Source organism: Rahnella sp. JUb53 (assembly GCF_004346065.1).
Taxonomy (GTDB): domain Bacteria; phylum Pseudomonadota; class Gammaproteobacteria; order Enterobacterales; family Enterobacteriaceae; genus Rahnella; species Rahnella variigena.
This window is the reverse complement of sequence record NZ_SLYT01000005.1, coordinates 151,624-173,528: the sequence shown is the minus strand read 5'-3', so window position 1 is coordinate 173,528 and position 21,905 is coordinate 151,624. Positions and strand designations below refer to the sequence as shown.

The following is a 21,905-nucleotide window of genomic DNA, read 5'->3' as shown; positions in this document are numbered from 1 at the left end:
TGTCCTTATGCCAAGAGCCAAAAAACGGCCGTTCAGCAATGCGTTCAAATGGCTGGTCATCGCCCTGCTCGCCTGCTTTACCGGTTATCTGATCGTGCTGATGTATGCGCAGGGCGAAACCCTTTTTGCCGTTCTGACCCTGATTCTTTCCAGCGTCGGTTTATACATTTACGGCAACCGCCGCGCCTATTCGTGGCGCTATGTCTATCCTGGCCTCGCCGGGATGTCTTTATTTGTGCTGTTCCCGCTGGTCTGCACCATCGCGATTGCGTTCACCAACTACAGCAGCACCAACCAGCTGACGTTTGAACGTGCGCAGTCGGTGCTGATGGACCGTCAATTTCAGGGCGGAAAAGCACTTAATTTTGCGCTCTTCCCTGCTGGTGAAAAGTCTGCCGGTGATAAATGGCAGCTGGCACTGACGTCAGCGGATAACAGCGAGACGCTGGTTTCGCCACCTTTTGCCTTTAACGCTTCCGCGCCACAAACGCTGGAGATGCTCCCGCAGACCGCTCCTTCGACGGAAAAAGCCGGTCTGCGCGTGGTGACACAAAACCGTGCGGCGCTGGGACAACTCTCGGCGAAATTACCCGACGGCGAAACGCTGCGCATGAGTTCATTGCGCCAGTTCTCCGGCACCCAGCCGCTGTACAAACTGGGCGACGATGAAAAGCAGCTGACTAACGTTGAAACCGGCACAATCTACCGCCCGAACACAAAAACCGGCTTCTATCAGGCAGTAAACGCTCAGGGCGAATGGCAGGCCGAACAACTCAGCCCGGGCTTTACCGTCGGCATCGGCTGGGGCAACTTCCTGCGCGTATTGCATGATGAAGGGATCCAGAAACCCTTCCTGTCGATTTTCGTCTGGACCGTTGTTTTTGCCCTGCTGACCGTGATCCTGACCGTCGCCGTCGGCATGGTGCTGGCCTGCGTCGTACAGTGGGAGGAACTGAAAGGCAAAGCTGCTTACCGCATCCTGCTGATCCTGCCTTATGCGGTGCCGGCCTTTATTTCGATTCTGATTTTCAAAGGGTTATTCAACCAGAGTTTCGGTGAAATCAACCTGATGCTCAGCGCGTTGTTCGGCATTAAACCGGCATGGTTCAGCGATCCGTGGACCGCCAAAAGCATGATCATTATCGTCAACACCTGGCTCGGTTATCCGTACATGATGATCTTGTGTATGGGCCTGCTGAAAGCCATTCCTGACGATCTTTATGAAGCTTCGGCAATGGACGGCGCCACGCCGATGCAGAACTTCTTCCGAATCACGCTGCCTTTGCTAATTAAACCGCTGACGCCGCTGATGATCGCCAGCTTTGCCTTTAACTTTAATAACTTCGTGCTGATCCAGTTACTGACCAACGGCGGGCCGGACATGCTCGGCACTACGACACCTGCCGGTCATACCGATTTGCTGGTCAGCTACACCTATCGCATCGCCTTCGAAGGCGGCGGCGGGCAGGACTTCGGGCTGGCGGCGGCGATTGCCACGCTGATCTTCCTGCTGGTCGGTGCGCTGGCTGTCGTGAACCTGAAAGCCTCACGCATGAAATTCGACTAAGGAGAAACAGACAATGCCCATGGTTAAACCTAAGTCGCAGAAAGTCAGATTGCTGGTCACGCACCTTTTACTGCTGTGTTTTCTGGCGCTGATCCTGTTCCCGCTGCTGATGGTATTCGCCATCTCGCTGCGTCCGGGTAACTTTGCTACCGGCAGCCTGATCCCGGATCAGGTCTCGTGGGATCACTGGAAACTGGCGCTCGGCATCGCGGTTACCAACAGCGACGGCAGCATCACACCGCCGCCATTCCCGGTGATGTTGTGGTTATGGAACTCGATCAAGATCGCCGGGATCACCGCGGTCGGCATCGTCGCCCTTTCCACCACCTGCGCCTACGCGTTTGCCCGCATGAAATTCCGCGGTAAAAGTTCGCTGCTCAAAGGGATGCTGATCTTCCAGATGTTTCCGGCGGTGCTGTCACTGGTGGCGTTATACGCCCTGTTCGACCGCCTCGGCATGTATGTGCCGTTCCTCGGCCTGAACACTCACGGCGGCGTGATCTTCGCCTATATGGGCGGCATCGCCCTGCACGTCTGGACCATCAAAGGCTATTTCGAAACCATCGACGGCTCGCTGGAAGAAGCCGCCGCACTGGATGGCGCCACCCCGTGGCAGGCTTTCCGTCTGGTGCTGCTGCCGCTGTCGGTACCGATTCTGGCCGTCGTGTTCATTCTGTCATTCATCGCAGCCATCACCGAAGTGCCGGTGGCATCTTTACTGCTGCGTGACGTGAACAGCTACACCCTGGCGGTCGGCATGCAGCAATATCTGAACCCGCAAAACTACCTGTGGGGCGATTTCGCGGCGGCGGCCATATTGTCCGCCATCCCGATTACGGCAGTATTCCTGATCGCCCAACGCTGGCTGGTCGGCGGCTTAACGGCAGGCGGTGTGAAAGGTTAAATGTAAGGCTAATGCGCTTTGTAGTACTTGATCAATTACCTGTGTCTTGGGCGGCTGAATAAGCCGCCTTTTTTTGTGTCTGTGCTTATGCAAACCGCTTTCCATTGCATTCTACTTTTCGAGACATATTCCAGGAATGATAAATAAGTATCAGGATCGGCTCTCTGGGATGGTATTGCCCAGTATTCCTCTTAACATGCCTGCGGGACAGACGGTTAAAAGGAGGTCCCCGTGAATACTTCAGGATGGGTTTATGACATTGCCGAATTGGCATTTAACGAATTACAAAACAGGCTCAACGATCACCAGATAAATGTTCAGGTAAATTTTCTGGATAAGCGTTCTGCTATTGATCTTGAACTCATGCGGACAATGCTAGACTGGCGATTATGGTTTAAAGAAGAACACTTCATTCTTGAAAACCGCTTCAGCCTGGCAATACATTCTAAAGGCAGGCCGCCCATAGTGATTGGCGCAGCGGTATATTCTTACGATGTTAAAGCTAACCAGGTTTCTATTCACATGCTGGAACATTTTAAAAATACCGTTTTAAAGTCAGCATTAGAAAAACGCATGGCTTTTTGTGCATTCTTTGCCGCGTATTTATTTGCAGATATTGCTGGTGTAATAGTTCTGAAAATAAACAGACCTGTTTCAGGGCTGGCCTCTTTTTACCAGTACTGGGGATTTATTTATGACGAGCATGGCGATATGAAAGTTAACAAATCAAATCTGTTAAATAAATTACGCCATTTGGGACAACGAGGGGGAGTACACGATTTTGAATGGCCTGAAGAAGGGCTTAACTGAACCGGTATAGGAAATGAATTATTAAAACGGTAGAGTGTTCTAATTCACACTAAAGGAATAGTTATGAGAACCATTGAAGAGATTTTAAGAACGTTACCTCCAGAAATAGTGGCTAATTATCATCGGACTAAAGATCAGCGCCGCATCGTTGGCGACATGATGTTTGCTATCCTCGATCCCGGCGAAATTCTGGTAGGTATTCTTGCTAATAACGCAGAAGCAGAAACGCATACTTCTTTTTAAGTCATTCACAAAAAAGCCCCTTACGGGGCTTAGTTTGTCTTTCTCTAAACCTCAGCTTACCGAGACTTTCCGGCGGCGTTTATCGAGGTCTTTAATCAGCTTATTCACCTGCTCGTCGGCGAACATCTCTTCGAGGGAGGTGGACAGTTTACGGCGCCAGTTCGGGTATTCGTCGCTGGTGCCGGGCACGTTGACCGGCGCGTCCATGTCGAGCCAGTCTTCCGGTTGCAGGCCGAGCAAAGCACAGGCGCTGTCAGCGACGTAGCGTTGCAGGCCACGGTTGAGCACCGGCGTCATCTCCATCAATGCCGCTTTACGTCCGGTTTTTTTAGGGATGCAGTCGTAATGGTGTAAGCCGTCAAGCAGCCCCTGACGCGCACGGGCGCGGTCGGCGTACAGCTCCTGCAACACATCTTCATCGCGGTACAGTCCCAGCGATTTACCCAGCGCCAGATCGTCACTTTGCCAGTATCCGCGCAGCGTCGGCAGGTCGTGCGTGGTGATGGTCGCCATCGCCTGAACCGGATACGACTGCGGCGCACGGAAGTTGTTTTCCTCATCACGCTCGAAATACAGCACTTTGTAGGAATACACCCCGCCTTCGCGCAGTTTACTGACGATCTCCACCGGAACCGTGCCCAGATCCTCACCAATCACCATGCAGCGGTGACGCTGACTTTCCAGCGCCAGAATAGCCAGCAGATCGTCTACCGGATATTGCACATACGCGCCTTTATCCGCCGTTTCACCGGCCGGGATCCACCATAAACGCAATAACGTCATCACGTGATCAATACGCAACGCGCCACAGCTGGTCATGTTTGAACGCAGCAGATCGATAAACGGCTGATAGCCGCGTTTCACCATCACATGCGGATCCATCGGGCGCAGATCCCAGTTCTGACCCAGCGGCCCGAGGATATCCGGCGGTGCGCCGACCGAGGCTTTCAGGCAGTACAGCTCGCCATCGCCCCAGGTTTCCGAGCCACCTTCCACCACGCCGACGGCCAGATCACGGTATAAACCGATCGGCATGTCGCCCTGCTGGCTGACCTCGTAGCATTGGGAAAATTGCGTTTCTGCCAGCCATTGCAGCCAGAGGTAAAACTCCACATCCTGCGCTTGTTGTTCGCAGAAAGCGCGTACGGCCGGTCCGCGCGCATCATGATATTGCTCCGGCCAGCGGTTCCAGCCGAGCGCAACATCCGTCTCTTTCGCCAGATGTTCGTATAACGCGTCAAATGCCGCCTGCAGATACAGACTTTCCCCGCCCTGCTTCACAAAAGCGGCCAGCGATTTCACCTGCGGATCCTGCGCTTTACGCTTCAGGAATTGCGCGTAGGCCAGGCGTAAACCTTCGAGTTTCAGCGGCATCACTTCGCCATAATCCACCCAGTCGCTGGCGCGTACGGCCTGTAACCGTTGCTGCGTCAGCGGCAGATTCCACCACTGTTGCGCGGCTTCGCTCAGCCTGAAATCGTCGACGGCACTGACGTCGATATAAATCACGTTCAGCCAGCGGCGCGACGACGGACTGTAAGGGCTGGCCGCCACCGGATTGGCCGGATACAGCGCATGAATAGGATTCAGCCCGACAAACGCACCGCCACGCTCAGCGACCTTTTTCAGCAACAACCAGAGATCGCCGAAATCGCCAATCCCCCAGTTATTTTCCGAACGCAGCGTATAAAGTTGTACGCACGCGCCCCACAGCTTTTTACCCGCCAGCAACGCATCAGGTTCATAGCAACGTTTCGGGGCGACAATCACCCGGCAATCCCACTGCTGCGCATCTTGTGTCAGCGTCAGCTGGTGATAACCGGCAGGGATTTTGCCCGGCAGCGCCAGGGTCATTTTGCCGCTGATTCGCCCTTGCTGGATTGCGCCGCTTTCCAGTTTGAGTGTCCAGGCATATTCACCTTCCCCCCCGACTGGCAATGCCAGACGGCTGCCGGAAACGAACACTTTCACCGCAGGAACCGGCGTCACTACCAGATGGCTTTCCGCCACCCAACCCATTGCGGCTAACAGTTCACGCTTAGTTTCGGGCGCAATCGCCTGCTGCTTACCGTGCGCGTTGATAAAACCAGAGGAAATACCCGCCTCCCTGGCGGCCTGCTCCAGTGCTTTGTTCTCCATGCGGGCTCCTTAACGTTTCGCCTGCCAGATCCGCTGCTGATAATCGCGGATCGAGCGGTCGGAACTGAACATCCCAACACGTGCCGTGTTGAGAATGGTTTTGCGCGTCCAGTCTTCCTGGTCGCGATACAGCACATCAACTTTTTGCTGCGCGGCGCAATAATCGGCAAAGTCAGCCAGCACCAGATAAGGATCGCCGCCACCCAGCAAACTGTCGAGCATCAGGCTGAAAGCCTGTTTGTCGCCATCGCTGAAGAAGCCGTTTTCCAGCTCTTTGAGGATCTTATCCAGGTGCTTGTCTTTTTTGCGGATCTTGAGCGGATCGTAGCCTTTCGCCTGCAACGCTTTGACCTGATCAACCGTGTTGCCAAAGATGAAGATATTGTCTTCCCCGACCTCTTCAGCAATCTCGACATTCGCGCCGTCGAGCGTGCCGACGGTCAGCGCGCCGTTCAGCGCCAGCTTCATGTTGCCGGTGCCTGAGGCTTCTTTCCCGGCGGTCGAAATCTGCTCGGAAACGTCTGCGGCCGGGATCATCAGTTCAGCGACAGAAACGCGGTAATCCGGAATAAACACCACTTTGATGCGGTCGCGCACCAGCGGATCGTTATTCACTTTTTCCGCCACTTTGTTAATAGCGTAGATGATGTTTTTCGCCAGGTAATAACCCGGTGCCGCTTTCGCGCCGAACAGGAAGACGCGTGGCACCATGTCCATTTCCGGGTTATCACGCAGCTGACGGTAAAGGGACAGAATGTGCAGCAGGTTAAGATGCTGACGTTTATATTCGTGCAGGCGTTTGATCTGCACATCGAAAATCGCGTCAGGGTTAAGCGTCAGCCCCATCACCTGTTTCACGTAGTGCGCCAGTTTTATTTTATTCTCGCGCTTAATCGTCTGATAACGCTGACGGAATTTTTTATCGTCGGCGAAACTTTCCAGCCCTTTCAGGGCATCAAGATCGTTCACCCATTCGGTTTTCAGCGTGTCGTCAATCAGCGCAGACAGTGCCGGATTACACTGTTTCAGCCAGCGACGCGGCGTAATGCCGTTGGTGACGTTATGGAATTTGTTCGGCCACAGCTGGTGATATTCCGGGAACAGATCTTTCACCACCAGTTCGGAGTGCAGCGCCGCCACGCCGTTCACCGCAAAGCCGCTGACCACGCACAGGTTCGCCATACGGACTTGTTTGTTCTGGTGAACAGACAGTTTTTCCCACACCGCTTTATCGCCCGGCCACTGCTTTTCGACCACTTTTTTGAAGCGGGCATTAATGGCTTTGATCAGCGAGAAGTGGCGCGGCAACAGGCTGCGTACCAGTTTTTCGTCCCAGCATTCCAGCGCTTCAGGCATCAGCGTGTGGTTGGTATACGCAAAGGTCTGGCTGGTGATTGCCCAGGCAGCGTCCCAGTCCAGCTGATGCTCGTCGAGCAAAATACGCAGCAGTTCAGGAATGGCAATGGTCGGGTGCGTGTCGTTGAGCTGGATAACTTCGAATTTCGGTAAATCCTCAATTTTGCGACCGAGGAAATGATGACGATGCAGGATATCGCCTACCGAACAGGCGCACTGGAAATACTGCTGCATCAGGCGCAGGCGTTTACCGGCGTCGTGGTTGTCATTCGGATACAACACTTTGGTGAGCTTCGCCGCATCAATGCCTTTTTGCTCAGCTTTGAGGAATTCACCGTCGTTGAACAAGGTCAGATCAAACGGATGCACATCAGTCGCCTGCCACAAACGCAGTGGCTGGGTGACGCCATTTTTATAGCCGACCACCGGCAAATCCCAGGCTTCACCGCGCAGGGTGAACGCCGGATGCCATTGTTCTTCACCATTCTCGTTCCTGGTCAGTTTGCCGCCAAACGCCACGTCAACAGACAGCGAGCTGTTGTGGCTGAACCACGGATAGCTTTCGCGATGCCAGTTATCCGGCGCTTCCTGCTGTTTGCCTTCGCTGAACGACTGACGGAACAGACCGTATTGATAATTCAGGCCGTAGCCGGTCGCCGGTTGTCCGACGGTCGCCATCGAATCAAGGAAACAGGCCGCCAGACGCCCTAATCCGCCATTACCCAGCGCCGGATCGGTTTCCTGCTCCAGCACATCGGCCAGCTCAACGCCCTGCTCTTTCAGCGCCTGGTTAACGGTCTCATACCAGCCGAGGTTGATCAGGTTATTCGCGGTCAGGCGCCCAATCAGAAATTCCATCGAAATATAGTTTACGTGCCGTTGCGGCTGTTTTGTCGCTTCAGGCGCAGGCTGCGCACTCAGCGGTTCGGACAGCGCGGCACTGGTGGCCTGCCACCACTGATGCGGTGTCATATCCTGTGCCTGTTGCAAACCGAATCCCTGCCACTGGCGTTTTAGCGCGGCTAAAAACTGCGTCTTATCCAAAGTCACCTGCATTACATGCCTCTTTATCCGGGAATTTGTAGGGAAGTCTGATGTTGATTATCACTATGCTGACGCTTGTGCCTGTGAGCAGCATCATCCTGCCAAAGATTAGGCAGGGAGGAGAAACGGGGCGTAGCCGGAGGAGACGGGGGATCAGGGGGAAGCTCTGAAAATTTGTATTTAGAAGTGTGATGCAGAGCAACTTAACGGCATGTAAAAACGTAACATTCTTGCAATCAATGTTTCAAAGGAGGACTTTAGAAAAAGTGATTAATTACACGCTGCGAAATAATTATTACGCCTCCTGACTACCGTCAAAAGAATCGAAAAAAATGCTGATCCCGTCGAAATTGAGCCGCCCGGTGCGGCAGCAAAATACAGTGGTTCGCGATCGTCTGCTGACGAAGCTCTCGACTGCGCCAAATTACCGTCTGACCCTGGTCGCCAGTCCGGCGGGCTATGGGAAAACGACGCTGGTCGCACATTGGGCGGCGGGCAAAAGCGATCTCGGCTGGTATTCGCTGGATGAAAGTGACAATCAGCCGGAGCGTTTTGCCAGCTATCTGATTGCGGCGGTACAACAGGCTTGCGGCGGTCATTGCGTCAAAAGTGAAGCGCTGAGTCAGAAACACCAGTACGCCAGTTTATCGGCGCTGTTTGCTCAGCTGTTTGTTGAGCTTTCCGACTGGCACCGTCCGCTGCTGCTGGTTATCGACGATTATCACCTGATTTCTAACGACGCCATCCATGAAGGGATGCGTTTTTTCCTGCGTCATCAGCCGGAAAATCTGTCGCTGGTGGTCCTTTCGCGCACCCTGCCACCGCTGGGTATCGCCAATATGCGTGTCCGCGATCAGTTGCTGGAACTTAACGCCACGCATCTGGCCTTTACGCACCCGGAAACCCAGCAATTTTTCGACAACCGGTTGAAAGACCCCATCGATCAGGCCGACAGTGGCCGTCTGTGCGACGAAGTGGCCGGCTGGGCAACGGCACTCCAGTTGATCGCGTTATCCGCACGTCAGTCCACCACGTCGTCGCAACAGTCTACGCAGCAGTCCGCCCGCAAACTGGCCGGGCTGAATGCCAGCCATCTTTCAGAATATCTGGTGGATGAAGTGCTGGATCGCGTGGATACGCCGACACGAGACTTTTTACTGCGCTGCTCGCTGCTGCGGTCAATGAACGATGCGCTGATTGTGCGCCTGACCGGCAGCGAAAACGGCCAGCAGCGCCTCGAGGAACTGGAACGTCAGGGGCTTTTCATTCACCGCATGGATGACACCGGCGAATGGTTTAACTTCCATCCCCTGTTTGCCACTTTCCTGCGCCAGCGCTGCCAGTGGGAACTGTCGACAGAACTGCCGGCCATTCACCGTGCCGCTGCTGAAGGCTGGCTGGCGCAAGGTTTTCCAGCCGAAGCTATTCATCATGCGCTGGGGGCGGAAGACATCAATATGCTGCGCGATATTCTGCTGCAACACGCCTGGGCACTGTTCAATCAGAGCGAACTCGCGTTGCTGGAAGAATGTCTGGCCGCGCTGCCGTACGACCGCCTGATCCAGAATCCTAAACTGGTGCTGTTGCAGGCGTGGCTGGCACAAAGTCAGCACCGTTATGCCGAAGTGGAAACGTTGCTGGTGCGCGCCGAAAGTGAAATGCAGCAGCGCAATATCGTCATGGAACAGGAACTCGCGGCGGAATTTGATGCCCTGCGGGCGCAGGTGGCGATTAACGATGGCCGTCAGGATGAGGCGGAAAAACTTGCCGCGGACGCCCTGAAATATCTGCCGTATGAAAGCTATTACAGCCGGATTGTGGCGACCTCGGTCACCGGCGAAATCCAGCACTGCAAAGGCGATCTGACCCGCGCCTTGCCGCTGATGCAGCAAACCGAACAGATTGCCCGCCGCTATGAAGCTTATCACTATGCGTTATGGGCATTGCTGCAACAGAGTGAAATCCTGATTGCGCAGGGCTTTTTGCAGGCTGCGTTTGAGATGCAGGATCGCGCATTTGAACTGGTGCGTGAACAGCATCTGGAACAGTTGCCGATGCACGAATTTTTACTGCGCCTGCGCTCGCAATTACTGTGGTCATGGTCGCGGCTCGATGATGCCGAAGACGCCGCCCGTCAGGGGCTTGATGTGCTGACCAACTTCCAGCCACAGCAGCAGTTGCAGTGTCTGGCAATGCTGGCGAAATGCTCCCTCGCCCGCGGTCAGCTCGATAACGCACATCACCATCTGCAACGCTGTGAAAGCCTGCTCAAAACCGGTCAGTATCACATCGACTGGCTGACCAATACCGATAAACCAAGGGTGATTTACTGGCAGATGATCGGCGACAAAGCCGCTGCCCGCCAGTGGCTGCAACAGGCGCGTAAACCCGACATGGCCGACAACCATTTCCAGCAAGGCCAGTGGCGGAATATCGCCCGTGTGCAGATTTTGCTGGAACAGTTTGATGAAGCCGAGGTGGTACTCGATGAGCTGAATCAGAATGCGCGTCAGTTGCGCCTGACCAGCGATCTCAACCGCAATCTGCTGCTCAGCAATCTGCTTTACTGGCATACCGGCCGTAAAAATGATGCGCAGCGGGTGTTGATCGAAGCGCTGGGGCTGGCGAACCGTACGGGTTTTGTCAGCCATTTCGTCATCGAAGGGGAAATGATGGCGCAGCAGTTGCGACAGTTGCTGCAACTCAATCTGCTGCCGGAACTGGAACAGCGCCGTGCGCAGCAAATTCTGCGTGAAATTAACCAGCACCATCGTCATAAGTTCGCGCACTTCGACGAAGGGTTCGTCAACAAACTGCTGACCCATCCGCAGGTGCCGGAACTGATCCGCACCAGTCCGCTGACCCAGCGCGAATGGCAGGTTCTCGGGCTGATTTACTCCGGTTACAGCAACGATCAGATCGCCGGTGAACTCGATGTCGCCTCCACCACCATCAAAACGCATATCCGCAATTTGTACCAGAAACTGGGCGTCGCACACCGTCAGGAAGCGGTGCAGCAGGCGCAGCATCTGTTACAGGTCATGGGGTACGGCGCCTGATTCACCGGGTAACTCTCAACGCCCTACCGTTATCGCACCCCACTCTTTTCATAACACATCATCAAAATAAGTTGATGTGTTATGCCTATTTCTCATTAGCGAACATATTTTGCTCAAAAATAAAATCTGGTGATATAATGTGACCGTCGTCACACTATTGTAATTCACCATTTCTTCAGAAAAGCCCGCTGCCAACCTGTTGTAACAGCCATCCGGCTGATTTTGGCTTTGTGTAAACGGCTGTAGTGAGTAAGGATTTTATCGATGGGTACTTTAACTGCCGGGATTGTCATGATGCGCTGGGAATTGCTGAGCGCCTTTTTGATGTTCTGCACCAGCCAGCTTAATATTGTTTGCCGCCAGTCCAGCCGCAACACCATGGCCTTTGTTTGCAGCGGTCTCGGCCTGACCGTAACCTGTTTCTTCGTGATGAGCCTGATGGGCATGAATTATGATGCCGCCGCCGTCGCGCAGTTCTGGGCAAACACGAAAGACGTTTTCTTTGATGTGATGAGCAAAACCCCGACCGATATGTCTTATTACTATTAATCCGATTCGCTCACAGCGTGTCGTTGAGAACAGATGAAAGAAAGGCAGAACATGATGTTCTGCCTTTTTTATTACCCTGATAATGAACATTCAGACCAGCTTGCTGATTATTTGTTCACCTGCATATCATTTAATCCTAAATTTAGAAAAATGCGTGGCGTATCTGAGGTCTTTTTGTACGTGAGTTTCTGATTACCTGTAAATTGCAGTCTGCTCCGCAATGTAAAACGATATTGTGCGCAGGGCATAAACTATTCATTGCTAATAGTTGAAGGGTCGTATTAGATTCTCACCCATACTTTTCTTAGAATGATCATTGCTTTGTTTGCTTCAGGCTGCTGAATTTTCACCGGTTTGGCACCCCTGCTTATGGCTGAAGGAATTCCGATGAATACGCATCACGTGCTTGGCGCGTTAGTGTTACTGGTAAGTTCTGCTTCTTCGCTCGCCGTTGAAACGACGGGCATTCCCCAGGATCAGGTAAAAGAGCGCAATGCATTTATTGCGGACCTGATGAAAAAAATGACCATTGATGAAAAAATCGGTCAGCTGAATCTGGTCACTGTGGGGCCGGACTACCAGAAAGAAGCCATTATGGCTGACATCCGCGCCGGTAAAGTCGGTGGCGTGTTTAATACCGTCACTAAACCTGATATTCGCCGCATGCAGGATCAGGTGAAAGAAAGCCGCCTGAAGATCCCTCCGTTTTATGCCTATGACGTGGTGCATGGTCAGCGCACTATTTTCCCTATCAGCCTTGGCCTTGCCGCCAGCTGGGATATGCAGGCCGTCAACACCAGCGCACGTATTTCCGCACTGGAAACCGCAGCAGATGGTCTGAATATGACCTTCTCGCCAATGGTCGATATTACCCGTGATCCGCGCTGGGGCCGTGTCTCCGAAGGTTTTGGCGAAGACACCTACCTGACGTCCCGCCTGGCACATGAAATGGTGACGGGTTATCAGGGTAAAGATCCTTCCGCACCCGACGCCGTGATGGCTAACGTCAAACACTACGCGCTGTACGGCGCGGTGGAAGGCGGTCGCGAATACAACACCGTGGACATGAGCCTGACCCGCATGTTTAACGATTACATGCCACCGTATAAAGCGGCGGTAGATGCCGGTGCTGGTGGCGTGATGGTTGCCCTCAACAGTGTTAACGGCGTTCCCGCGACGTCAAATACCTGGTTGCTGAAAGATATTCTGCGCGATGACTGGCAGTTCAAAGGTCTGACAGTGAGTGACCACGGCGCTATTGGCGGTCTGGTCAAACACGGCGTGGCCGAAGATGATCGTCAGGCGGCTGCGATGGCGCTGAAAGCCGGTGTCGATATGGACATGGCCGACAATATGTACGGTAAGTATCTGAAAGGATTGCTCGCCGACGGTCTGGTGAGTCAGCAGGATATTGACCGTGCCGTACGTGACGTTCTGGCCGCGAAATGGGACATGGGGTTGTTTGTCGATGAATACCGTCATTTAGGCCCGCAGTCGAGCGACCCGGCGGACACCAATGCCGAAAGCCGTCTGCACCGCACCGAAGCCCGCGAAGTCGCACGTACGTCCCTCGTGTTGCTGAAAAACACCAACGAGACGCTGCCGTTACAGAAAAAAGGCACCATTGCCGTGATTGGCCCGCTGGCTGACAGCAAACGCGATGTGATGGGCAGCTGGTCTGCCGCCGGTAAAGCCGCTCAGGCTGTGACTGTCTTGCAGGGGATGAAAGATGTCCTCGGAGACAAAGGCACTTTGTTATATGCACGCGGTGCTAACATCACCGACGATCAGGGGATGGTCGATTTCCTTAATTCCTACGACAAGCAGGTGATCAACGACCCGCGTAAACCACAGGACATGATTGACGAAGCGGTGAAAACAGCTGAGAAATCAGATGTCGTGGTGGCGGTGGTGGGTGAAGCGCAGGGTATGGCGCATGAAGCCTCCAGCCGTTCAGATATCAGCATTCCGCAAAGCCAGCGTGACCTGCTCAAGGCGCTGAAAGCCACCGGTAAACCGCTGGTGATTGTGCTGATGAATGGTCGTCCTCTGACACTGACGTGGGAAAATGACATCTCTGATGCCATGCTGGAAACCTGGTTCGCCGGCACCGAAGGCGGTCACGCGATTGCCGACGTTCTGTTTGGCGATTACAACCCGTCAGGCAAACTGCCGATGACTTTCCCGCGTTCGGTCGGGCAAATTCCTTTGTATAACAGCGTGCTGAATACCGGTCGTCCGTTCAATCCACAGCATCCGGATAAATACACGACCCGTTATTTCGATATCACCAACGGGCCGCTGTTCCCGTTCGGTTATGGCCTGAGCTACACCCGTTTCAGCGTGTCTGACGTGAACCTTTCATCCACAACCATGGATGCGAAACATCCGCTGACAGCCAGTGTCACGGTGAAAAACACCGGCAAAGTCAGTGGCGCGACGATCGTCCAGCTGTATCTGCAGGATGTCACCGCGTCGATCAGTCGTCCGGTTAAAGAGCTGAAGAACTTTGAGAAGATCACCCTGCAGCCGGGTGAAGAGAAAACCGTGACATTTGCTATCAATGAAAGAGACTTACGTTTCTACAATGACAAGCTGAAATGGGCCTCTGAACCCGGTAAGTTCAACGTATTCGTCGGGTTAGATTCTCAGGATGTGAAGAAAACCAGCTTCCTGTTGAAATAACATATCGGGTCTGAAACCAGGCCCGATATGCAGTCAGCACGTTCTCTCTCAGGCGGGATCCCGGCAACGGAACCCGCCTGTTCTGAGCAGTAATTTCTGTCCGGTGACTGGATATATAACCGACAGTTGCTAACCTTAAATTCAATGTGTTACGCCTTCCGGCTCTGTATCCGATAGTTGCGGAGCGGTGCGGGTGTGCTGAGCAGAGTAAACTCCGTCTGTGCTGACTATCGCCATGTCGCCACACTGGCGGCGTATAGCGTTCTTTTCGGAGAAACATTCATGGTCGATTCTCAAGATGCGTCCATCCTGTACCTGCATTTTGGTACGCCCCGCCCATACTGGCGAGTGGGTTCTGACAGCAATGCACTGGAGCTGTCCGCAGAGAAAGGCGTTGTTAATGTTGCTATCTCCCTGACCCAATGGCAGGCGGGAAAAATCAGGCAACTGACCGGGATCACCTCAAGTTTCACGCTGGACATCACCCTGTTCGGTTCCCCTGTACGCCTTTATCTTGTCGGCCGGAAAATTGACAGCAAAGCCTGGGCTGGCACGGCATCAGCGTATCAGGACACTGAATCCGTCGCGCACGATCTTGAAGTCGGTCTGACTTTTGCTGAACAGGTGGTTTCCGAAGCCAACTCCGTGATTGTGATCATCGATCAGGAAGGCAAAATCCATCGTTTTAACCGGCTGAGCGAAGAATATACCGGCCTGCGCGAAGAAGATGTCATTGGCCGCAGCGCCTACGATTTATTCATGACGATGGAAGAAGGTCTGGCGTCGCGCCAGAACATCAACGGTTTTTTTCAGCATCAGCAATCCTACGAAGTCGAACGCTGGATCAATACGGTTAAAGGTCAGCGGCTGTTTCTGTTTCGCAATAAATTCGTCCACAGCGGCAGCGGTAAACAGCAAAAATACCTGATCTGCTCGGGTTCTGACATTACGGACGAGCGCAAAGCGCAGGAGCGTCTGCGCGTGCTGGCCAACACCGATCTGGTCACCGGTTTCGCCAACCGCAACGCGTTACAGGAATCTCTGGCCAGAGCCCTTCTCGAGCGCGGCGAAAACAAAGTCGGGCTGATTTATCTGGATCTGGATAACTTCAAAAAGGTGAACGACGCCTACGGTCATATGTTTGGCGATCACCTGTTGCGGGCGGTATCCGACGCTATTCAGGATTGTCTTTCGCCTAACGATAAGCTCGCGCGCCTCGGCGGCGATGAATTCATCATCCTCAGTATCCATGCAGAACTGAGCGCACTGGAGGCACTGAGCCAGCGCGTGTTGCGCCGCCTGAGCCTGCCATTTCGTATCGGTCTCATTGAAGTCTATACCGGCTGTTCCGGCGGCATTGCTATCTGTCCGGAACACGGCACTGACGGCGATACGCTGCTGCAAAACGCCGATACCGCCATGTATGTGGCGAAGGAAAAAGGCAAAAATGCGCACTGCGTTTTCTCGCCGGGCATGAATGAAAAAGCCTCAGAATACATGTGGCTGGATACGCATTTACGCAAAGCGCTGGCGGAAAAAGACCAGCTGGTTTTGCACTATCAGCCGAAAGTGTCACTTTATGGCACCGTGCAAAGTGTCGAAGCGCTGCTGCGCTGGAATTCGCCGGAACGCGGTCTTATCCAGCCGCAAAGTTTTATCCCTTATGCCGAAGAATCTGGCCTGATTACACCCATCGGCAAATGGGTGATCGAAACCGCCACCCGTCAGGCGACTGAATGGCAAAAAAAGGGGCTGAATCTGCGCGTGGCCGTGAATCTTTCCGGACGCCAGCTGAATAATGGCTCGTTTATCACGACGCTGTCTGATGCCATGAAAAAAGCCGGCATGAAAGGGTGTCTGCTCGATTTTGAACTGACCGAAAGCTGTCTGGTGGAAGACGAAGGCGCAGCTGTCGCCATGATTAACCAGCTGCATAAACTCGGCGCGCAGGTGCATCTGGATGATTTCGGTACCGGTTATTCTTCCCTGTCCCAGCTGGCACGCATTCCGCTCGACTGCATTAAGCTCGACCAGAGTTTTGTCCGTGGGATCAATGACAATCCGGTTTCCCAGGCGCTGGTGCGGGCGATTGTGGCGGTGGCGAAAACCCTGCAACTGACCGTGGTGGCGGAAGGGGTGGAAACGGCTGAAGAAGAGAAGTTAATTGACGAGATTGGTGTGGACAGCAAACAGGGCTTTCTTTACGCCAGGCCAATGCCCGCAACGGAACTCGAGCACTGGCTTGAAGAAAAAATGATTGCTTCACCCAATATTTTTAAACCTAAAGCAAAACAGAAATAGCGCCAGTAACGGGCCCTTTCTGCCCGCTGCTAGCCGGTTTTACGCAGTGATGCCGTATGCCGGTTTTGCAGCATGACCAGACGCTCCATATAACTCAGGTCTTTCTCCTCCAGCGTAAACGCGGCATCCACCCAATCCTCCGTAATATCCATCAGCTCGGAACGTGAAAGTTGCAGTACGCGCTGGCGTGCGCGGATCATGGCGCGGATCCCGTTAAGTTTTGGCCGCAGCACATCCATAAACGTACGCGTGGCGTTGAACGCCTCACCCGGCTGGAATAACACATCCACCAGCCCGCGGCTTTCAAACCATTCCGCCGTATGAGACTCACCGGTGGAAATCAGTTCCTCCGCCAGCTTCATGCCCGCTTTACGCGAGACCAGCGAATAACCGCCCATTCCCGGAAAGAGGTTAAAGGCGATTTCCGGAAACCCCATCCGGGCCGTGTTTTGCGCCAGCACATAATGGTGCGCCAGCGCCGCTTCGAATCCGCCGCCGAGCGCCGTACCTTCAATCATCGACAAGCTGATCGCGCCCACATCAAACCCGCGCGCTGCAGCATGAACACAGTCCACACAGGCTCTGGCGTAGGCGCGCAAAGCCTCGCGCTTGTTATTGACGATAGAGTCGACAAAGAAACTAAGATCACCTCCCACATTGTACATATTGGGCACCAAAGAACCGGTGACCCAAAAATCAAAACGCAGCCCCGACGCCTTTGCTGCATAGGTCAGCGTCATGATGTCCTCAATAAGCTCCTGATTAAAACAGGGACGTGGATAAGACCTGAGCATCATCCACATGACATTACGGCCTTCTTCATAATAGGCTGCAATCTGGGACAAATGCCCGGCTTCGGTAAACGGGCGGCAGGCTGTATGGTCAATAAGATTCATAGTATATATCCAGGTTAGAAATGAATTTTTTAGGGTGAAGCAGCTCCAGCCTAGTCCAGCTCTAACCTGAACTGAATCGATTCGAGATTGTTTTATAAAAATAATCCTAAGCGCATAAACGTAATAAAAAAATGTTTAAAATAAACAACCTGCAACCAATCAATATTGTGTAAAAACAAAGAAATAATGTTTTTATCCGCGACTTCAGACGACCAGACTTCCGCAAAAATAATCCGCCATAATTAATGTTTGGCGATTAATAATATGCGTAATAGTTAATTAACTCTCAGGGATTTCCCCAAAGTGACGCATATCACAGTCATTGCACGCTGACTTTCCAATTGCTCTGCCACCCGCTAAATTGAATTCATCTCCTCCGACCACTTAAGAGAATTCCATGACTGAACGCGCTTCGCTGTTTTATCCGCACCTGCTGGCGCCGCTGGATTTAGGTTTTACACAACTGAAAAATCGCGTGCTGATGGGTTCGATGCACACCGGACTGGAAGAACTGGAGGACGGGCCTGAACGTCTGGCGGCCTTTTATGCCGAACGCGCCGCCGCAGGTGTCGGGCTGATTGTCACAGGCGGCATTTCCCCCAACGCGCAGGGCGTGGTGTATCAGGGTGGTTCAATCCTCGCAGAACAGGAGCACATCACGCATCACCGCGTGGTAACGGAGGCCGTTCATGCCGCCGGGGGGAAAATTGCGCTGCAAATTCTTCATGCAGGGCGTTACAGTTATCAGCCCCACCCCGTCGCGCCTTCAGCACTTCAGGCACCGATTAACCGCTTTACACCTCATGCTCTGAGCGAAGAAGAAATCGAATCAACGCTGGCGGATTTTGCCCGCTGTGCGCAACTCGCGAAGGCGTCCGGCTATGACGGTGTGGAAATCATGGGCTCCGAAGGTTATCTGATAAACCAGTTCCTCACCGCGCGCACCAATCAGCGCACGGACAGCTGGGGCGGTTCCGCCGATAACCGTATGCGGTTTGCGACAGAAGCCGTGCGCCGCGTGCGCGAAACCTGTGGCAGGGAGTTCATCATTATTTATCGCTTATCCATGCTGGATCTGGTTGAGGAAGGCTCGGACTGGCAGGAAGTCGAAACTCTGGCGCAACGCATCGAGCAGGCCGGCGCGAGCATTATTAACACCGGCATCGGCTGGCACGAAGCGCGCATTCCGACCATCGCCACTATGGTTCCCCGCGCGGCGTTCAGCTGGGTGACGCAAAAACTGATGGGCAAAGTCGGTATTCCGCTGATCACCACCAACCGCATTAACGATCCCGACGTGGCGGAGAAAATTCTCGCCGAAGGTTGCGCGGATATGGTGTCGATGGCGCGCCCGTTCCTCGCCGATCCGGCGTTTGTCGAAAAAGCCGCACAAGGGCGTGCTGATGAAATCAATACCTGCATCGGCTGTAATCAGGCCTGTCTGGATCAGATATTCGCCGGAGAAGTCACGTCCTGCCTGGTGAATCCCCGCGCCTGCCGTGAAACGCAGTTACCCATAACCCGTGCGGAAATCACCAAACGCCTGGCCGTGGTCGGCTCCGGGCCAGCCGGACTGGCATTTGCCACCACCGCCGCCAGCCGCGGGCATCACGTCACCTTATTTGATGCACACAATGAAATCGGCGGGCAGTTTAATGTCGCCAAACAGATCCCCGGCAAAGAAGAGTTTTATCAGACGCTGCGTTATTACTCGCGTCAGCTGACATTACTGGGCGTCACGCTGCGTCTGGGTGAAACCGTCACCGCCAGCCAGTTAACGGGTTATGACGAAGTGATCCTCGCCTGCGGTATTTCACCACGCCTGCCCGATATTACTGGCATTGATCACCCGAGCGTACTGACGTATCTCGACGTGCTGCGAGATAAAAAACCGGTCGGTCAGCGCGTCGCCATTATTGGCGCGGGCGGTATCGGTTTTGATACCGCCGAATATCTGGTGCATAAAGGCGTGTCATCAAGCCTGAGTACTCAGGCCTTCAGTCACGAATGGGGGATCGACCAGAGCCTGAGGCATCGCGGCGGTCTGGCACCGCAGGGACCGCAGCCCGAACCGGCGGCGCGGGAGATCGTTCTGCTGCAACGCAAAACCACCAAAGTCGGCGCAGGACTGGGGAAAACCACCGGCTGGATCCACCGCGCCAGCCTGCTGCACCGTGGCGTGAAGATGCAAAGCGGCGTCAGCTACGAACGCATCGACGACGCGGGTTTGCATCTGATCATGAACGGCGAGCCGCTGTGTCTGGAAGTAGATAACGTAATTATCTGCGCCGGACAGGAACCGCAGCGCGCCCTGTATCAGCCGTTGCAGGATGCCGGAAAAACCGTGCATCTGATCGGCGGTGCAGACGTGGCCGTCGAACTTGATGCCCGTCGGGCTATCGATCAGGGCACGCAGCTGGCGCTGAAGATATAAACATTGGATTAGAAAACTGCAGACGAAAAAAAAGCCGCGATGAGCGGCTTTTTCATGTCAGCAATTCAGCGATCAGTGATGCGAGGCCGTTTTCACCGCACGCAGGATCACAAACTTCTGGTTGGTGGCGATCGTCGTGCAGTTGCCGAACAGGCGGCGCAGTTTCTGGTAGTAATCCAGATGGCGGTTGCCGACGATGCGCAGTTCGCCGCCGGTTTGCAGGCACCGTTTGGCGTCGCAGAACATGCGCCACGCGGTGTCATCACTGACCACGGTGCCCTGGTGGAACGGCGGGTTACACAACACGGCGTGCAGGGTTTCGCGCTCGACACCAGCCAGCATATTGTTCACTTCGAAATGACAGCGGCTGACATCTTGCGGCAAATTGTTTTCGACATTAATGCGGCTCGATTCTACCGCCATATAAGATTCATCGACGAACAGCATTTCTGCATCCGGATTCAGCGCCAGAGCGGTCATGCCGATCACGCCGTTACCGCAACCCAGATCCGCCATGCGCCCTTCGATACCTTCCGGCAGATGCTGCATGAAGAAGCGTGCGCCGATATCCAGACCGCCGCGAGAGAACACGTTCGCATGGTTGGAAATACGGAATTCGCTGTCATCCAGCGCCCATTCGGAAATCACCGGCTCAGCGGTTTGCGCTGGCAGAGTCGCTTCACAATGGATCAGACGGGCTTTTTTCCATGCCAGGCTGGTTTTGGTTGGCCCGAGGATTTTCTCGAACAACTGCAACGTAGAGGTGTGGATATCACGGGCTTTCGCGCCGGCGATAATCTGCGTGTCCGGGGTCACCACTTCACGCAGCGCCAGCAGTTGTTGTTCCAGCAGCGCCAGCGTTTTTGGCACTTTGATGATGACCAGACCCGGATTGATAGGCAACGGCACCAGGCTGCTTTGCGCCGCCACGCTGTCTTCGTCAAATCCGTTAAGACGCAGGTTATGGCGCATCGCCAGCTGACTCATGAAAGAGTCATTGATGCTGGTCGGGTTGTGCAGCTGCAAAGCGCAGGCCAGCGTGCCAAAAGCATCGTTGAAAATCAGCAGCGGACGGCCGTTGAGCGCGTCGGTGTTCAGGTTTTGCAGCAGATACTCATCCGCCGCTTCCCATGCCTGTAACTGCGTTGCCGCTTCTTCCAGCGGATAACGTTCCAGACGCAGTTGCAATAACTGACCACCTGTTTCGGTTTCGAATTGGCTCATTGGCCCTCCTCTATATTCAATTTGCGCTGTTTATCCCTTAATTTGGTCTATCAGTAAAACGTTTTTTCAGTTAAAAAGGGGTTTATCTGCCGGACTGGCGCGATCGTGACGAAAACACCGCTTACCGGTATGGCATCTTTTCCCCGTCAATAAAGAGACAAAGCAAACAGTTATGCCTGAATTGACCTATCTGCAAGGCTATCCCGAGAATCTTCAGGCTCAGGTTCGCCAGTTAATTGAACAGGAACGTTTAGGTAAAGTGTTGCTGACGCGATACCCCGAGCCGCACGAGCTGACCACTGACAAATCGCTCTATCAGTATACGCTGGACCTGAAAAACCAGTTTTTACGCAGTTCATCGCCGTTAAGCAAAGTCGCTTATGACAATAAAATCCACGTGATGAAGCACGCGCTGGGGCTGCATACCGCCATATCGCGCATTCAGGGCGGCAAGCTGAAAGCCAAAGCGGAAATCCGCGTCGCGACGGTATTTAAAAGCGCACCGGAAGCGTTTCTGAAAATGATTGTGGTGCATGAACTCGCGCACCTGAAAGAAAAAGAACACAACAAAGCCTTCTACAGCCTGTGCTGTCATATGACGCCCGACTATCATCAGTTAGAATTCGACACGCGCATGTACCTGACGCATCTGGAAATATTCGGCAAGTTATACCAATAATTCTTTGTCCATTTA

General features: G+C 53.8%; 14 protein-coding genes. 10 read left to right on the top strand and 4 right to left on the bottom strand.

What is annotated here, in order from left to right:
* The first annotated feature begins 7 nt into the window (after window positions 1-7).
* From malF to EC840_RS13870, 4 genes are all read left to right on the top strand, one after another.
* On the top strand, window positions 8-1,567 hold the full coding sequence (gene malF, locus EC840_RS13885; RefSeq protein WP_120162360.1) for a maltose ABC transporter permease MalF: 1,560 nt from the start codon (window positions 8-10) through the stop codon (window positions 1,565-1,567).
* Between the two features lie 13 nt (window positions 1,568-1,580).
* A complete protein-coding gene (gene malG, locus EC840_RS13880; RefSeq protein ID WP_112286742.1) occupies window positions 1,581-2,471 on the top strand; it encodes a maltose ABC transporter permease MalG in 891 nt (296 codons plus the stop codon).
* A 231-nt stretch (window positions 2,472-2,702) separates the two neighbouring features.
* On the top strand, window positions 2,703-3,281 hold the full coding sequence (locus tag EC840_RS13875) for a hypothetical protein (protein WP_132965766.1): 579 nt from the start codon (window positions 2,703-2,705) through the stop codon (window positions 3,279-3,281).
* A 63-nt stretch (window positions 3,282-3,344) separates the two neighbouring features.
* Window positions 3,345-3,524, top strand: coding sequence for a hypothetical protein (locus tag EC840_RS13870; protein WP_132965764.1), 180 nt, complete (start codon window positions 3,345-3,347; stop codon window positions 3,522-3,524).
* 51 nt (window positions 3,525-3,575) lie between these two features.
* Here EC840_RS13870 and malQ read toward each other — a convergent pair whose 3' ends face one another.
* Together malQ and malP are read right to left on the bottom strand one after the other, a co-directional pair.
* Window positions 3,576-5,663, bottom strand: coding sequence for a 4-alpha-glucanotransferase (malQ, locus tag EC840_RS13865; RefSeq protein WP_132965762.1), 2,088 nt, complete (start codon window positions 5,661-5,663; stop codon window positions 3,576-3,578).
* Between the two features lie 9 nt (window positions 5,664-5,672).
* The gene (gene malP, locus EC840_RS13860) at window positions 5,673-8,075 is read right to left on the bottom strand and encodes a maltodextrin phosphorylase (protein WP_132965760.1); all 2,403 of its coding nucleotides are present in this window, start codon (window positions 8,073-8,075) and stop codon (window positions 5,673-5,675) included.
* Window positions 8,076-8,395: 320 nt separating this feature from the next.
* On the opposite strand from malP, the gene malT reads away from it, so the two are divergent.
* The 4 genes from malT (at window position 8,396) to pdeR (ending at window position 16,657) form a co-directional block, all read left to right on the top strand.
* On the top strand, window positions 8,396-11,122 hold the full coding sequence (gene malT, locus EC840_RS13855) for an HTH-type transcriptional regulator MalT (RefSeq protein ID WP_132965758.1): 2,727 nt from the start codon (window positions 8,396-8,398) through the stop codon (window positions 11,120-11,122).
* A gap of 264 nt (window positions 11,123-11,386) precedes the next feature.
* Entirely contained in the window at window positions 11,387-11,671 is a 285-nt protein-coding gene (locus tag EC840_RS13850) for a YjcB family protein (RefSeq protein ID WP_112286748.1), read from the top strand.
* Window positions 11,672-12,058: 387 nt separating this feature from the next.
* Complete coding sequence (gene bglX, locus EC840_RS13845) at window positions 12,059-14,356, top strand: beta-glucosidase BglX (RefSeq protein ID WP_113877144.1); 2,298 nt, start codon at window positions 12,059-12,061, stop codon at window positions 14,354-14,356.
* 282 nt (window positions 14,357-14,638) lie between these two features.
* Window positions 14,639-16,657, top strand: a complete 2,019-nt coding sequence (pdeR, locus tag EC840_RS13840; protein ID WP_132965756.1) for a cyclic di-GMP phosphodiesterase — start codon at window positions 14,639-14,641, stop codon at window positions 16,655-16,657.
* Window positions 16,658-16,686: 29 nt separating this feature from the next.
* Here the strand turns inward: pdeR and EC840_RS13835 are convergent, their stop codons facing one another.
* Entirely contained in the window at window positions 16,687-17,553 is an 867-nt protein-coding gene (locus EC840_RS13835) for a crotonase/enoyl-CoA hydratase family protein (RefSeq protein ID WP_113877142.1), read from the bottom strand.
* A 397-nt stretch (window positions 17,554-17,950) separates the two neighbouring features.
* Here EC840_RS13835 and EC840_RS13830 point away from each other — a divergent pair, with 397 nt between their 5' ends.
* Complete coding sequence (locus EC840_RS13830; RefSeq protein ID WP_132965754.1) at window positions 17,951-19,987, top strand: NADPH-dependent 2,4-dienoyl-CoA reductase; 2,037 nt, start codon at window positions 17,951-17,953, stop codon at window positions 19,985-19,987.
* 72 nt (window positions 19,988-20,059) lie between these two features.
* Here EC840_RS13830 and rlmG read toward each other — a convergent pair whose 3' ends face one another.
* A complete protein-coding gene (gene rlmG / locus EC840_RS13825) occupies window positions 20,060-21,211 on the bottom strand; it encodes a 23S rRNA (guanine(1835)-N(2))-methyltransferase RlmG (RefSeq protein ID WP_132965752.1) in 1,152 nt (383 codons plus the stop codon).
* Window positions 21,212-21,383: 172 nt separating this feature from the next.
* Here rlmG and EC840_RS13820 point away from each other — a divergent pair, with 172 nt between their 5' ends.
* The gene (locus EC840_RS13820; protein WP_112286754.1) at window positions 21,384-21,890 is read left to right on the top strand and encodes a M48 family metallopeptidase; all 507 of its coding nucleotides are present in this window, start codon (window positions 21,384-21,386) and stop codon (window positions 21,888-21,890) included.
* Window positions 21,891-21,905: the final 15 nt, after the last annotated feature.